The organism is Pseudomonas chlororaphis subsp. piscium (assembly GCF_003850345.1).
GTDB classification, from domain to species: domain Bacteria; phylum Pseudomonadota; class Gammaproteobacteria; order Pseudomonadales; family Pseudomonadaceae; genus Aquipseudomonas; species Aquipseudomonas piscium.
In genome coordinates this window covers 753,564-768,560 of record NZ_CP027707.1, presented here as the reverse complement: position 1 = coordinate 768,560, position 14,997 = coordinate 753,564, and the positions used below count along the sequence as shown (strand labels likewise).

Below are 14,997 nucleotides of genomic sequence, written 5' to 3'. Positions count from 1 at the left end.
GCCGCAATCCCCCTCTCAACGCCCCTTGATCACCATCTCCGGCAGGGTTTCACCTACGGCCTGCCAGTTCGGCCGGTACATCGACTCCACTTGCGGCGGCGGCACACGATAGGTGCCGGGCGTGACCGCGCGTGCCAGGTACAGCAGGTGCGTGACGCTGTCGTAGCCATCCAGGTTCAACGCCGCCACGTAGCGGTCATCGCGGAATTCCTGGTGCTTGAGGCTGGCGTTCTGCATCGATTCACGCCATTCCTTGACCTGGCTGCTGGCGTTTTCCAGGCTGGCGGCGCTCTGTGCCAGGTTCTGGTTTTCCAGTTCCAGGCCGGCCGGCAGCAGGTCCACCACCAGGGCATCCGGCACCCGTTGCTTGGCGCTGACCGCCAGGTGCACCAGCACCAGATCGCCGCTGCCCAGGGCCCGCAGGTCCAGTGGCTGGCCGTTCATCCCCAGGTATTCGCGACGAATGCTCAGGTTCTCGCCACCGGCCAGCGGCGCATGCTGTGGATAACCGGAAATGGTCAGTTGCTGATACACCGGCTCGCTGCCTTGATTGCGCACCGACAACGGCGACGCCAGCAACGCGCCTTGCAGTTTCAGGCCCGGCTGGCCGTTGTTCAGCTCGCGGCTTTCGGCGCCGCTGCTCAGTTGCGCGGTCCAGTTGGCTTCCGGCTTGCCCAGCAGGCCACGACCGGCGAGGAACAGCGAGTTGCGCTCCTGGGTCGACAGGTATGGGCTGGCCGCCAGCTGGTCGGACAGCTCGAACAGCCGCTCCTCGCGCTTGCCCTGGGCCAGGTCGTTCTCTTCCAGCAGCGCCAGGATCAGTGCCTGGTCCCGTAGCGGGCTGCCGTAGTCGGCCAGCCAGTCCTTGCTGTTGCGCGAGGCCGCGAGGCCCGCGGTCAAGGCCTGCTCGGCCCGTGGCTGGTCGCCCATTTTCTGCAGGGCGATGGCCAGTTGCACCAGCGGCAGGCCGGAGCGGGCATCGGTACGCCGTTCGAACAGACTGCGCAGCGCGCCCAGCGGCGCCTGTTGACTGCGTGCCAGCACCAGCCCGGCGTAGGCCTGCACGGCAAAGCGCGTGTGCTCGGCGTTTTCGCTGTAGTTGACCTCGATCAGGTTGCGCTCCTGCAGGTAACGCAGCAGGCGTTCGTTGGCCTTCTTCAGCGCCTCGGCCGGCACCGCGAAGCCCTGGTCGCGGGCCCGCAGCAGGAAGTCGGTGACGTAGGCGGTCAGCCAGTATTCTTCTTCGCCGTCCGCGCCCCACAGGCCGAAGCTGCCGTTGTAGCGCTGCATGCCCAGCAGGCGTTCGATGCCCAGCTCGATCTTGCGCTTGCGCTCGGCATCCGGCTCACCTTCCAGGCCCAGGCGTTTCAGGCTGACGGCATCGGCGTACAGCGCCGGGTACAGGCCGCTGGTGGTCTGCTCCAGGCAGCCATAGGGGTAGGCCTTGAGTGCGCGAATCTGCTCGCCGAGGTTCAACGGCGGCCGGCTCGACAGGCTCAGCAGCGCTTCCCGCCCGGCCGGCTCGAACGCCGCCAGCTCGCCTTCCGGCAGGCTCCACGGCTGATCCTTGAGCACTGCGCGGTAATGCCTGAGCAACGCCGGATAGGCCGGCCGCACCCCCAGGGTCCATTCGCGGCTGAACGGCGGCAGGCTCTCGCCGGGAAGATCCAGGCCATTGACCAGCACCTTGACCTTGCCCTGGCCGAAGCCGCCCAGCGCCCGCACCGGGATACGCAGCGTGGTGCGCTGGCCCTGGGTCAGCTGCACGCTCTGCTGGGTCTGGTTGACCAGCGCCAGCTGGCCTTCGGCGCTCAGTTGCACATCGAGTTTCTGCGCCTTGCCCGAAAGGTTGGACAGGTCCAGCGCCAGGGTGGTCTGGTCGCCGCCGGCGAGGAAACGCGGCGCCGACAGCTCGGCGATCAGCGGCGCGGCGATCACCGTCTTGCCTTCGGCCATGCCATAGCGCTCGTCGGTCCAGGCCTGGGCCATCAGGCGCAGCTCGCCGTTGAAGTCGGGAATGTCGACGCTGACTTCGCCTTCGCCCAGTTCGTTGAGAGTCACCGGGGCGCTTTGCAGGGCGACGATGGTGACGCTGGTGTCCGGACGCTTGCCGCCCTTGGCCAGCGCCGCGTCACCACCGAAGGCCAGGCTGGCCAGGCGGCCCTGGCCGGCTTCGATCAACTGGCCGTAGATATCCAGCTGGTCGGCACCATAGGCCTTGCGCCCGAACAGGCTGGAGTACGGGTCCGGGGTCGGGTATTCGGTGATGTTGAGGATGCCCACGTCCACCGCCGCCAGCAGCACATGAGCCTGTTTCGGCACGCTGCCATCGGCGTTCTTCGCCTGGATCTTCACCTTGAGCGGCTGCTTGGGACGCATTTTTTCCGGCGCGCTCAGGGTCAGGCCAAGCTTGCGCTGGGTGCGATCCAACGGCAGGTGCAACACGCCCACCGCGCGTTTCGGGGTGATGTTGGCCTTGCGTTCGCCGGGGCGGATGACCAGCGCACTGACGTACAGGTCGTGCCGCGCCCACTTCGGATCGAGCTTGATCCCATAGCTCTTGCCTTCGGCCGGCACGTCGATTTCCTGCCACCACAACGGACCGTCACTGGACTCCACCAGCAGGTAACCCTTGCCGGCGGCCGGCGGGGTTACCGTGACATTGGCGGTGTCGCCGTCTCCGTACAGCGGCTTGTCCAGCGCCAGCTTGACCTGGTCGGGGCGCACCGCGCCGCCTTCGGCGTTGTCCTGGGAGTGGTAGCCGGCCCAGAAACGCAGGCTGCTGACCAGCCCGGTCTGCGGGTCCTCGACTTCGACGCGATAAGGGCCCCACTCCACCGGGAAGCTGACCTTCGCGGTAGCGCCGGCCTTGATGCTCAGGGTCTGCTCGTCCTGGGTGAGGAATTTCTCGTTGAAGTGGTAACTCCAGCCGTCGCTTTCCGAGTAGTTCCAGTAGTAGTCGCGGCGCTCGCGCACCAGGCGCACCTTGAGGTTGTCCGCGGCCAGCTTCTGGCCTTCGTTGTTGGCCACCAGCAGTTCGAGCTCGGCCGGGCCATCGCCGTCGATTTCCGCGCCGTCGAACAGCGCTCGCAGCCCCGGCAACCGGTCCGCCGGCCACACCGGCAGCACCACCCGCCGGGTGATCGGGCGACCGCCCGATTCCTGCAGGCTGCCCTGGACAATCAGCTGCAACGGCGAACGGGCCCCGGCCCATTTGCTTTCCATGGCGATCACTTCTTCGCCGTTTTCATCCAGCGTCGACTCCTCGATCTCCAGGTCCTGGCTCAGCTCTTCTTCGGTGAGCGAGCCGAACTGGTAGCCCGGCAAGGCCTTGACCGCCTCGCGCAGCGGCCGCACGTAGATTTGGCCGCTCAGGCGATTGCCGGCGGCCGGGGCGCCATACAGGTAACGACCGTTGATGCTGATCTCGACGGTCTCGTCCGGTTTGAGCGGTGTGTCGCTGCCCTTGAGTTCCAGCGCCAGGCGCTCGGGCAGGAAATCTTCCACAAGGAATTCGTACAGCTGCGGCTTGCCGTCGCCGAGGTCGAACACCAGTTGCCAGCGCCCGGTCGGCGCTTCGCCGGCCAGTTGCAGCTGGTACTGATAGAGCCCCGAGGCATCGGCGTCCCAGACGAACTTGCGGCTGACCTGCTCATCCGGCCGGCGCACCTCGACGCTCACCGGCTGCGGCTTGACCGCATTGCCATCCTTGTCCCGCAGCAGCGCGTTGAGCAGCACGGTTTCACCCGGGCGATACAGGTCGCGGGGGCCGAACACGAAGAACTGCAACGGATGGGGCTGGGGGCCGCCGATATTGAATTCGGCCAGGTCCAGGGCGGCGCCGTTCAAGCGCAGCAGGCTGGTCTGCTCACCCTGGTGAGCCAGCAGCACTTCGGCTTTCTTCGGCAGCGGCAGCTCGGCATGGCCGCCCTTCTCGGTCTTGCCCTGGCCAAGCACGCGGCCATCGCCATCCAAGAGCTCCAGGCTGACACCGTCCAGCGCTTTGCCGCCTTCCAGGGCCTGGGTGAATACATCCAGGCGATTCTGGTAACGGTGCACCGACAGGCCGATGTCGCTGAGGGTGAACAGGGTCGCCGGTTGCGAATAGTTGTAGGTGCCCGAAGCACGCATCACCGCCAGGTACACGCCCGGCTGTTGCAGCGGCTTGAGCCCGGCGATCGGCAGCAGCAGGGTTTCCCGGGTGTTGCGCGCCGGGTTGAGGTCGAAGCGGCCGCCATACACCAGGTCGGCCATCGGCAGCAGCTCGCGGGACTCGTAACTGTGCAGGCTGTTATTGCGCCCCCACTGGGCGAGGAACACTGGCAGTGACTCAGGCTTGATGCGGAAAAACTCGACATCGACCTTGTCGACGTTCAGCGCGATCACCGGCAGGCCTTCGGCGAGGCGGGTCGGCAGCAGGGTACCGCGGCTGGCGAAACCGACCGTGGCCTGCAGGTCGCGGGTTTCCAGGCGGCTAACGTACTCGGCGGCCAGGGTCGCGTCGTTCACCCCGCGCAGCCCAGCGTCGACGGTCAGCACCAGTTTGCGCTGCGGCTCCAGGTGGCGCAGGCGCAGCTCCATGAAGTTGTCCGACAGCTCCCAAGCGCCGTCGACCTTGCCGCTCTTGCTGTCCACCAGATGCAGCTTGTCGGCGAACTTCTGCTGCGGGTCCAGGGGCACCGAGAAACTCACCGACAGGGTGCTGGCCCCGTCGAGCTGCACCTCGGACACGTCCACCACGCTCAACTCGCGACCGGCGTAGCGTTGCTTGAGGACTGCGACATCCTGTACGGGCCGGGCCTTGGCCGCGGGCACCGCCGCTGTCGGAGCCGAAGTGGTCGCCGCCTTGTCGGAGGTCGAGGAATCGCAAGCGCTCAGCAAGGCCAGCGCACAGGCCAGGAACAATCCTTTGTTAAGCATGGGGCACTCATTGGCAGGAGTATCGAAGGGTTGAACTATATCTCACCGCCGTCCGGCTGGCTGTGGCGCAGTGCACATTGATCGACAGAGGGCCTATCATCCGCAGCTTCTTTGCAGGAACGAAGCTTGCTCGCGATCAACCGCGAAGCGGCGCTCTCAAACCCGCGCAGATCCATGAGGGGCGGTGAAAGTGCCGACGCCAATCGCGAGCAAGCTTCGCTCCTACAGGATTTGGGGCGTGATTGGGATGGCATGGCCGGGTGGGCAAGCGGCTACAATGCCCGCTCTCAAGGAGCCTGCATGCCCAGCCTGATTTCTGCCTGGCGCCACCGTCCGACCCATGGTCGGGTGTGGGCGCTGGCCGCGCCGATGATTCTTTCCAATATTTCCGTGCCGCTGGTGGCACTGGTCGACAGCACCGTCATCGGCCATTTGCCCCACGCCCATCAGCTCGGCGCGGTGGCAGTCGGTGCCAGCCTCTATACCTTCCTGGCCTGGGCCATGGGTTTTCTGCGCATGGGCGCCACCGGCTTTGCCGCCCAGGCCGCCGGGCGCGCCGACGGTGCGGCGCTGCGGCAGATCCTGGCGCAAGGCCTGCTGCTGGCGATGGGACTGGCCTTGCTGCTGGGTGCCATAGGCGTGCCGCTGAGCGGCGCGGCCTTGCAGTTGATGCAGCCTTCGGCCGAGCTGGACGAGATGACCCGGACCTTCTTCCATACCCGCCTGCTCGGGCTGCCGGCGGCATTGGCCAGCATGGCCCTGGTCGGCTGGTTCCTCGGTACCCAGAACGCCCGGGCGCCGCTGGCGATCCTGTTGAGTACCAACCTGATCAACATCGCCCTCAACCTGTGGTTCGTGCTGGGCCTGGACTGGGGCGTGGCCGGCTCGGCCAGGGCCTCGGTGATCGCCGAATGGACCGGTGCGCTGATCGGCCTGGCCATGACCCGCCCGGCCCTGCGCGCCTATCCGGGGCGGATTGCCTGGGCGGCGCTGCAGCGCTGGGCCAGCTGGCGACCGTTGCTGGCGGTCAACCGTGACATCTTCATTCGCAGCCTGGCCCTGCAATCGGTGTTCTTCCTGATCACCGTGCAAGGCGCGCGCCTGGGGGACGCGACCGTGGCCGCCAACGCCCTGTTGCTCAACGGCCTGTTGCTGACCGCCCACGCCCTGGACGGCCTGGCCCATGCGGTGGAAGCCCTGTGCGGCCACGCCATCGGCGCCCGCGATCGCCTGGCCCTGCGCCGTTCGCTGGTAGTGGCCGGCGGCTGGTCGCTGCTGGCCAGCATCGGTTTTGCCGTGTTGTTCCTGTGCGCCGGGCACCTGTTCATCGAGATGCAGACCGACATCGCCGAAGTGCGCCAGACCGCCTTCATCTATCTGCCTTACCTCGCCGCCCTGCCGCTGATCGCGGTCTGGAGCTACCTGCTGGACGGCCTGTTCATCGGCGCCACCCGCGCCCGGGAAATGCGCAACGGCATGCTGCTCAGCGTGCTCATCACCCTGCCCTGCGCCTGGGCCTTGCAGGGTCTGGGCAACCACGGCCTGTGGCTGACCTTCCTGCTGTTCATGCTGGTGCGCAGCCTGACCCTGCTTGCCTTCGCCCTGGGGCTGCGCCGGCACGACGGCTGGTTCGCTCCGGCCCGCTGAGCCTTCCGGCGAGCATAAAAAAACCACCGCAAGCGGTGGTTTTTTTTTCGAACGGTCGACCTATCAGGAAGACAGGTACGACGAGCGGGTCAGGCCCAGACGCAGGGCGTCGAGGAACTGGGTACGCTCGCTGGCGCTGATCTTCGCGCTGGCCACCTTGTCGCGGTAATGAGTCATCAACTCCTCCGGCGACAAGTGCACGTAACGCAGCATGTCTTCGATGGTGTCGTGGGTCTCGATGCCGGCGTGGTACACGGTGCCGTTCGGGTTCTGGTAGATGTTCACCGAGTCGGTATCGCCGAACAGGTTGTGCATGTCGCCGAGGATCTCCTGGTAGGCACCCACCAGGAACACGCCCAGCAGATAGTCCTCACCCTCTTTCAGGCCATGCACCGGCAGGCTGGTCTCGATGCTCTGCTCGTCGACGTACTGGTTGATCTTGCCGTCGGAGTCGCAGGTCAGGTCTTGCAGCACCGCGCGGCGCATCGGCTCTTCGTCCAGGCGATGCAACGGGATGATCGGCAGGACCTGGTCGATGGCCCAGGTATCCGGCAGGCTCTGGAACACCGAGAAGTTGCAGATGTATTTGTCGGCCAGCTTGTCGTTGAGTTCGTCCAGCACCTGGCGGTGCGAGCGCTGGCGCGCCTTCAGCGAGTTGTGCAGGCGCCGGCACACGGCGAAGTAGCACTGCTCGGCCAGGGCTTTTTCGGCCAGGGTCAGCTTGCCGTCGGCGTACTGGGCGGCCACGTCGCTCATGTAGTGGGTGGCGCGCCAGTAGGTTTCGGTGACCATCTCGATGTCGGTCGGGCCCAGCAGGTCCACCAGCCATTGCACGGTTTCCGGCAGGCTTTCCTTGTTCTCGATCAGCGGCACGTCGTCGTTGTGTTTCTCGACGTCGGTCACCTGCACCACCAGCATGGCGTGGTGCGCGGTCAGCGAGCGGCCGCTCTCGGAGAAGATGTGCGGATGCGGCAGGCTCTGCGCGTCGCAGAATTCCTTGAGCATGCCGACCACGACACCGGCGTAGTCGTCCATGTCGTAGTTGATCGAACTGGCGTTGCGCGAGTGGGTACCGTCGTAGTCCACGCCCAGGCCGCCGCCGACGTCGATGTGATCCACCGGCAGGCCGAGGTTGCGCAGCTCGCCGTAATAACGGATGGCTTCCTTGAAACCGTGCTGGTAGTCCGCCAGGTTGGCGATCTGCGAGCCCATGTGGAAGTGCAGCAGGCGGATGCCCTGGTCCAGGCCGGCGCTGCGGAAACGCTCGACCACCGACAGCAGCTGCGCCGCCGACAGGCCGAACTTGGATTTCTCGCCGCCGGTGTCGGCCCACTTGCTCGACGCCAGGGACGACAGGCGCACGCGCAGGCCAACCTGCGGCTTGACCTTGAGCGAGGCGGCCTCTTCGATCACCAGGCCGACTTCGGATTCCTTCTCGATCACGATGAATACGTTGTGGCCCAGCTTCTGGCCCATCAGCGCCAGGCGGATGAACTCACGGTCCTTGTAACCGTTGCAGACGATGGTCCCGCCTTTCGGCGCCAGCGCCAGCACCGCCAGCAGCTCGGGCTTGGAGCCGGCTTCCAGGCCGATGGAGACGTTCTGGGTGGCGATGATGTTCTCGATCACCGCTTCCTGCTGGTTGACCTTGATCGGGTACAGCGCGGTGTACTTGCTCTGGTATTCCAGGCGCTCGATATTGGCGTCGAAGGCACCGGTCAGCTGGCGCACGCGGTCCTGCAGGATATCCGGGAAGCGCACCAGCAGCGGCAGGGACAAGCCGCTCTTGCGCAGCTCCTCGACTTGTTCGAACAGGTCGATAGGCGAACTGTTCGGGCCGTTCGGACGAACTTCGACGCGACCGGCGTCATTGATCGCGAAATACCCGGCCCCCCAATGGCGAATCCCATAAACACTGCGGCTGTCCGCAACTGTCCATTGGCTGCCATCGTCTTTGCGTGTGCGTCGTACGGACATCGAAGTCCCCTATAAAGAAGTCATAGAGCGCCACCCCGGTCCGGGGCTGGCGCAGTCTAAAGAATGAAAATGACGATTAGCCTGCAACGAAGGCGTAGACCTCGTTTACAGCGCTGAGTTTAGAAACCGGTCATGAACAGGCTCTGTGAAAACCATGAAGACGACGGCAAACCTGAATCGGATCAAGGCTGCATCAAGTCGGGGGTGGTTTTCACAGAGGCTGCTAGCCGCCGGACTTCTTCGCCTTGAAACCGTGCTTGATCAGCTCTGCCAAGAGTAGCTCGACATGATCGCCCTGGATCTCGATGACGCCGTCTTTTAGCGCGCCACCTGTGCCACAACGTTTCTTCAACGTGGTCGCCAGCTCCTTGAGCGCGTCTTCGGCCAACGGCACGCCGGTGATGGTGGTCACCGTCTTGCCGCCACGACCCTTGCTTTCGCGGCGCACGCGAGCGATGCCGTCGCCGGCAGGGATAACGGTTTGTTTGCAGATGCAGGCTGCCACCGGCTGGCTACAGTCCGGGCAATGTCGACCTGCGTCGGTGGAAAATACCAGGCCACCAAGGGCGGCGAAGGATGCGGCTTTTTTGGCCACCGGCAATCCTCTTGGGAGGACAAAGACTGGTCGAAGCACATGGCCTGTGCCATCGACCGCGAAGCCCCACTCAGGCAGGGGCAGCGCTACTGGACCGACTGTGCTTATAAAGGCAGCGCCGGCTCAGCTTGAAAAAGGTCGCGCAGTGTAACGGCAAAAAGCCGACTTGCTAAGAGCCTAACCGCGCCAATTTATACAACTTTAACGACGCCGCGCCAGATAGCGCTGCAAGGCCGCCAGGGAGTCCGGGCAATAGGGCTTTTCGGTGATTTCCCGCATCACTTCGTCGATCGAAATGAAGCGCGCCTCCAGCACCTCTTCCGGCTGCAGGCGCAGAGACCCGTCCCAGACCGCCGAAAAGGCCGAACACCAGAGGCGATTGCCGGTGTCTTCGAAAAAGAAGTGGTCGTGGGCGGTCAATTCCACCCCGCTCACCCCCAATTCTTCCTCCAGCTCACGGGCCGCCGACTCGGCGTAGCTCTCGGTGGCCAGCACCATGCCGCCCGCGGCCACGTCCCAGTAACCGGGGTAGAGGGCCTTGCTCAGGGTGCGCCGATGCACGCACAGCTCACCGGCGGAATTGAACAGCAGGATATAGGTGCCGCGCCCGATCAGGCCGCGCTCGCGCAACTCCGAGCGGGCCAGCGCGCCCAGCAACTGGTCTTCACCATCGACCCAGGCGACTTGTTCGGCATCGGAGGCCGCGCGATGCGCGGCCTCATTGGAGGTAACCACCATGAATCAACCCTGGTTGAGCAATTGACGCAAGTCGATGACAGCCGCGTTGGCCCGGGAAATATAGTTGGCCATGACCAGCGAGTGGTTGGCCAGCACGCCAAAGCCGCTGCCGTTGAGAATCATCGGGCTCCACAGCGTTTCCTGGGACGCCTCCAGTTCACGGATGATCTGACGCACGCTGACCGTGGCGTTCTTCTTGGCCAGTACGTCGGCGAAGTCGACCTCGATGGCGCGCAGCAGGTGCGACAGGGCCCAGGCCTGGCCGCGAGCCTCGTAGAACACGTTGTCGATCTGCATCCAAGGGGTTTCCACCACCTCTTCGTCAACCTGCGGCGACTGGCCCGGCGCCGGGGTTTCGGTTTTCAGCGCGGTGTTGAGCTTGACCCGGCCAACGCTGGCCGACAAGCGCTGGGACAGCGAACCCAGGCGGGTCCCGACATCACCCAGCCAGTTGTTCAGGTTGTCGGCACGGGCATAGAACAGCGCGCTCTTCTGCTCCGGGTCGGACAGGCGAGCCTGGTAGCGGCTCAGGGAGTTGATGCCTTCCTGGTACTCGGACTCGCTGGACGGCAGCACCCAGCTCTTGTTGTCGAAGTTGAAGCGCGGCTCGGCCTTGGCCAGGTCGGCGTCCTCGGCGGACTGCGACTGGGAACGGGCGAAGTCCTTGCGCAAGGCGCGGGTCAGGTCGCGGACCTGCACCAGCACGCCGTATTCCCAGCTCGGCATGTTGTCCATCCACAGGCCCGGCGGGAAACGGTCGTTGGAAATATAGCCACCCGGCTTGTTCAGCAGGGTGCCGGCCACGGTCTTGAGGGTTTCCACCGTGGTGTAGCCCACCACCATCTGCTTGCCTTCCTTCTCGGCGGCAATCTGCGCGCTTTGCTGGACCGGGAACAGCGACGGCTCCTGGCTCCAGTACCAGCCCAGGGCACCGGCCACCAGCAGGTACAGGGCCAGCAGGGTGCCCAGGGCGCGGCTGAACAGCAGGCCACCAAAGTAGCTGCGTGTCGCCGACTTGGGTTCGGCAGCACGATCCGGCGCGCTGCCCGCGCGGTTCTTCCAGTCCAGCATGGCTATATCCTTTCAATCACTTGGGTTCATCGGTTCGACCACAACCCTACTCCATCGTGCCTCGAACCGAGCGGATTAAAAAACCATCCACCGCACAAGGCGCCACATGCCGGGTGTACATCGAGCGGCCACTATAAATGAAGCACAGTTCAGAACCTATGCGACCAGTCGGTCGGGAACTGAATAAGGTCGCTTTGCAGATTGTTGACGTACGACACTCGTACAATCCATAAGAGGTGCTAGCATAGAGCCACCAGTCGATCTCAGCATGCACCCTAACTAGTAGTCAGGATATGACCGAGCCAGAAGACCCCAGCCGTGAGCGCCTCAAGCACCACTTTGCCCAGCGGGTAATTCACCAGGCTCGTCAGATCCTCGAGATATGGCAGCGCCTGCAGCGCAGCGAATGGTCGACCGCCGACATGTCCGAACTCAGCGAGGCCAACCTGCGCCTGCTGCGTTTCGCCGAACGCTTCGAGCAACCCGAGCATACCCAGCTGGCACGCAGCATCAGCGATTCGCTGGAAGCCGTGGACGCCAACCGTGGGCGCCTGAGCAGCGGCCTGATCACCGATCTCAACCGCCTGATGCAACGCCTGTCGCGCACCGGCCTGCGCCATGGCGACCAGCTGGAACAGACCTTCCTGCCGCCCCTGCGCAAGCCGATCTACGTGATGCTGCAAGATCACGATCGCGGCGAGCGCCTGGCCAAGCAGCTGGAATTCTTCGGCCTCAGCGCCCAATCCCTGGACAGCATCGCCGCGTTTCGCTCCTCGATGGTCGAGCGCCTGCCCGCGGCGATCGTCATCGACGTCGACTTCTGCGGCAACGGCATGGGCCTGCAACTGGCCGCCGAAGCCCAGGAAGGCCTGGAGCAGAAGCTGCCCCTGCTGTTCTTCAGCCTCCACGAGACCGACACCCCGACCCGCCTGGCCGCCGTACGCGCCGGCGGCCAGGAGTTCCTCACCGGTACGCTGGAAGCTTCGAGCCTGCTGGAGAAGATCGAAATCCTCACCTGCGTCGCCCAGTACGAACCTTATAAAGTGCTGATCATCGACGACTCCCGCGCCCAGGCCCTGCACACCGAACGCCTGCTCAACAGCGCCGGGATCATCACCCGGACCCTGATCGAGCCGATCCAGGCCATGGCCGAACTGGCCGATTTCCAGCCGGACCTGATCATCCTCGACATGTACATGCCGGCCTGTACCGGCACCGAACTGGCCAAGGTGATCCGCCATAACGACCGTTATGTCAGCGTGCCGATCATCTACCTGTCGGCCGAAGACGACCTGGACAAGCAGCTGGACGCCATGAGCGAAGGCGGCGACGACTTCCTGACCAAGCCGATCAAGCCGCGCCACCTGATCACCACCGTGCGCAACCGCGCCGCCCGCGCGCGCAACCTCAAGGCGCGCATGGTGCGCGACAGCCTCACCGGGCTGTACAACCACACCCATATCCTGCAACTGCTGGAGGACTGCAGCTTCCGCGCGCGCCGCGAGAACAAGCCGCTGAGCTTCGCCATGCTCGACATCGACCACTTCAAGCGGGTCAACGACAGCCACGGCCACCCCATGGGCGACCGGGTGATCAAGAGCCTGGCGCTGTTCCTCAAGCAGCGCCTGCGCAAGACCGACTTCATCGGCCGCTACGGCGGCGAAGAATTCGCTATCGTCATGCCCGACACCGACCTGGAAGCGGCCTGCAAGGTGCTGGATGAAATCCGCCAGCGCTTTGCCGAAATCCACTACCCGGCCCAGCCGCAGGACCTGTGGTGCACCTTCAGCGCCGGGGTGGTCGAGCTGCGGGAAGATTCCGACAGCCTGATGATGGCCAGCCAGGCCGACGAAGCGCTCTATCGCGCCAAGGACGGGGGACGTAACCGGGTCCAGGCGGCGCGCCATCAAAGCGCCACTTTTTCACCGGAATCCACCGATTCGGTCATAACCCTGTAATACAAACGCAATAAATTCAGGCGCTTACCATTCAAGTCGTTGGTAGAACGCAATGCGCCTGAAGCTGCTGACCAATCTCAATACCCTGCTATTAGTTGCCGTTTGCCTGGCCCTGGGCGCAACGCTCTGGTGGTCGCAACGTGCCCTCGAGCGCCCCTATCTGTTGATGGAGCGTTACCTGGGGTTGTCCCAGCAGTTCCAGAACCAGGCGGCGCGCAACATCGAGGATTACCTGGCCAGCGGCGACGCCCTGCGCCTGAGCAGCGCCAGCCAGGCCATCGAAACCCTGCAAGCCCAGCTCGGCGAACTGCCCGCGGAACTGGCGCAAAGCCTACGCCCAAGCCTGTCGGGCCTGGCCGAGTTCAGCAAGACCGACCTGCTGGCCGCCGGCAAACTGGCCGGCGATCCACAAGCGTTGCTGCTGCAGGCCGAGCGCGAGCTGGGGGCCAGCCTCGAACAACTGAGCCAGTACGCGACCGGGGCGGCCAGCAATCAGAGTGCCGCAACCTACCTGCCGCTGCTGCTGACTGCCTCCCAGCACCTGGGCAAGCTGTCCCTGGCCCGGGAAAAACTGGTGAGCAGCGGCCGCAGCGAGCTGGCCGCCGATGTCGAGCGCGAAGTGAGCAACATGCGCGCCCAGGCCGAGCAGCTGGAAGCCCTGCCCTTGCTGGGTGTCGCGGCCAGCAACGAATCGAACACCGATGACTTCGCCGCCATGATGGGCCTGGAGAACACCGAGAAGGCCGCCGCCGAAGACGCCGGCATCGGCCTCAAGCGCGAACTCAACAGCCTGCTCGGCCGCTATCCCGCCGAGCTGAACCGCACCCGCGAGCAAATCCAGAAACGCACCGACCTCAGCGCCGCCACCCACCTGAAAATCACCGCCGTGCAGCAAGCCATCGCCGAACTGGAACCGGTGGTGCGCGCCCAACATGGGCAGATCCAGAGCGAAGTGCGGCTGATGCAGGGCCTGATGATCGGCCTGATCCTGCTGATCGCCTTGGTCATCGATACCCTTCAGCGCCGCCTGGCACGGGTTCTGACCAATCTGGCGCCGGCCCTGTCGACCTGGGCCGAAGGCGACTTCAGCCGCGACATCCAGCTGGGCCGGACCAACCGCGAACTGCACGACATCGAAGAATCCCTGAACCGTCTGCGCGCCTACCTGGTGGATCTGGTGGGCACCATCCGGCAGAACGCCGAACAGGTCGCCGGCAGCAGCCGCGCCCTGGCGGACCTGAGCACTGGCCTGCACGGCGGCGCCGAGCGCCAGGCCGGCGATACCGCGCAGATCCGCGACGCCCTTGGCGAACTGGAAGCGACCATCCAGCAAGTCGCCGGCGATGCCAGCCAGGCCGCCGACGCCAGCCGCAGCGCCGGGCTGGCGGTGGAACAGGGGCAGAAAGTGATAGGCCTGAGCCTGACCGGGTTGCATGCCCTGGTCGGCGAAGTGCAGGGCAACGCACAAATGATCGAACAGTTGGCCGAAGAGTCGGCGACCATCGGCGGCGTGCTCACGGTGATCCGCTCCATTGCCGACCAGACCAACCTGCTGGCCCTGAACGCCGCTATCGAAGCCGCGCGGGCCGGGGAAATGGGCCGTGGTTTCGCCGTGGTCGCCGAAGAAGTGCGCTCCCTGGCCCAGCGCACCGCTGGTGCCACTGCCGAGATCCAGACCCTGATCGCCGGCCTGCAGGCCGCTGCCCGGCAATCGGTGGAAGGCATGCGCGCCCAGGTCGAACATGCCGAAGCCACCGCCAGCCAGGCCCAGGCCGCCGACGGTGCGCTGGATGAAATAGTCGGGGCGATCCAGACCATTTCCGACACCGCCATCCGCATCGCCGATGTCACGGCCCAGCAAAGCGGCGCCGTCAGCGAAATCCGCGACCACAGCGAGCGCATCCATCAACTGGGTGGGGATAACCTGCAACGCATCGGCGAAGGCCGCGAACAAGGCGAGAACCTGCTGGCTCTGGGCGGCCAGCTGCACACGGCGGTGCAGGCGTTCCGCGTCTGACTCGAGCCTTATCGCGGGCAAGCCTCGCTCCTACAGATGACGCGAACCTGTAGGAGCGAGGCTTGCCCGCGATC

General features: G+C 65.0%; 8 protein-coding genes. 3 read left to right on the top strand and 5 right to left on the bottom strand.

Annotated features, from left to right (window positions below; translation table 11 throughout):
• Window positions 1-15 precede the first annotated feature (15 nt).
• Window positions 16-4,920 (bottom strand): alpha-2-macroglobulin family protein, encoded by a 4,905-nt coding sequence (locus tag C4K38_RS03430; RefSeq protein WP_053277278.1) that lies wholly within the window; start codon window positions 4,918-4,920, stop codon window positions 16-18.
• Window positions 4,921-5,220: 300 nt separating this feature from the next.
• Here C4K38_RS03430 and C4K38_RS03425 point away from each other — a divergent pair, with 300 nt between their 5' ends.
• Window positions 5,221-6,567, top strand: a complete 1,347-nt coding sequence (locus C4K38_RS03425; RefSeq protein WP_053277277.1) for an MATE family efflux transporter — start codon at window positions 5,221-5,223, stop codon at window positions 6,565-6,567.
• 63 nt (window positions 6,568-6,630) lie between these two features.
• On the opposite strand, the gene speA is transcribed toward C4K38_RS03425, so the two are convergent.
• The 4 genes from speA to C4K38_RS03405 form a co-directional block, all read right to left on the bottom strand.
• Window positions 6,631-8,544, bottom strand: a complete 1,914-nt coding sequence (gene speA / locus C4K38_RS03420; RefSeq protein ID WP_053277276.1) for an arginine decarboxylase — start codon at window positions 8,542-8,544, stop codon at window positions 6,631-6,633.
• Between the two features lie 223 nt (window positions 8,545-8,767).
• Window positions 8,768-9,139, bottom strand: a complete 372-nt coding sequence (locus C4K38_RS03415) for a translation initiation factor Sui1 (RefSeq protein WP_007921638.1) — start codon at window positions 9,137-9,139, stop codon at window positions 8,768-8,770.
• Between the two features lie 201 nt (window positions 9,140-9,340).
• On the bottom strand, window positions 9,341-9,877 hold the full coding sequence (locus tag C4K38_RS03410) for an NUDIX hydrolase (RefSeq protein WP_053277275.1): 537 nt from the start codon (window positions 9,875-9,877) through the stop codon (window positions 9,341-9,343).
• A 3-nt stretch (window positions 9,878-9,880) separates the two neighbouring features.
• Window positions 9,881-10,948 carry a DUF2333 family protein gene (locus tag C4K38_RS03405; protein WP_025807961.1) on the bottom strand — a complete coding sequence of 356 codons (1,068 nt, stop codon included), beginning with the start codon at window positions 10,946-10,948 and terminating at the stop codon, window positions 9,881-9,883.
• Window positions 10,949-11,241: 293 nt separating this feature from the next.
• On the opposite strand from C4K38_RS03405, the gene C4K38_RS03400 reads away from it, so the two are divergent.
• Both C4K38_RS03400 and C4K38_RS32820 read left to right on the top strand, forming a co-directional pair.
• Entirely contained in the window at window positions 11,242-12,906 is a 1,665-nt protein-coding gene (locus tag C4K38_RS03400; RefSeq protein ID WP_053277274.1) for a response regulator, read from the top strand.
• 1,468 nt (window positions 12,907-14,374) lie between these two features.
• Window positions 14,375-14,923: a methyl-accepting chemotaxis protein gene (locus C4K38_RS32820; RefSeq protein WP_404940395.1), complete on the top strand. Its 549-nt coding sequence runs from the start codon at window positions 14,375-14,377 to the stop codon at window positions 14,921-14,923.
• The last annotated feature ends 74 nt before the right edge of the window (window positions 14,924-14,997 follow it).

Bases quoted from the DNA above. Each gene is read 5' to 3' on its own strand.
- speA (WP_053277276.1), bottom strand. From the start codon at position 8,544: ATGTCCGTACGACGCACACGCAAAGACGATGGCAGCCAATGGACAGTT.
- C4K38_RS03425 (WP_053277277.1), top strand. From the start codon at position 5,221: ATGCCCAGCCTGATTTCTGCCTGGCGCCACCGTCCGACCCATGGTCGG.
- C4K38_RS32820 (WP_404940395.1), top strand. From the start codon at position 14,375: ATGATCGAACAGTTGGCCGAAGAGTCGGCGACCATCGGCGGCGTGCTC.
- C4K38_RS03405 (WP_025807961.1), bottom strand. From the start codon at position 10,948: ATGCTGGACTGGAAGAACCGCGCGGGCAGCGCGCCGGATCGTGCTGCC.
- C4K38_RS03400 (WP_053277274.1), top strand. From the start codon at position 11,242: ATGACCGAGCCAGAAGACCCCAGCCGTGAGCGCCTCAAGCACCACTTT.
- C4K38_RS03410 (WP_053277275.1), bottom strand. From the start codon at position 9,877: ATGGTGGTTACCTCCAATGAGGCCGCGCATCGCGCGGCCTCCGATGCC.
- C4K38_RS03430 (WP_053277278.1), bottom strand. From the start codon at position 4,920: ATGCTTAACAAAGGATTGTTCCTGGCCTGTGCGCTGGCCTTGCTGAGC.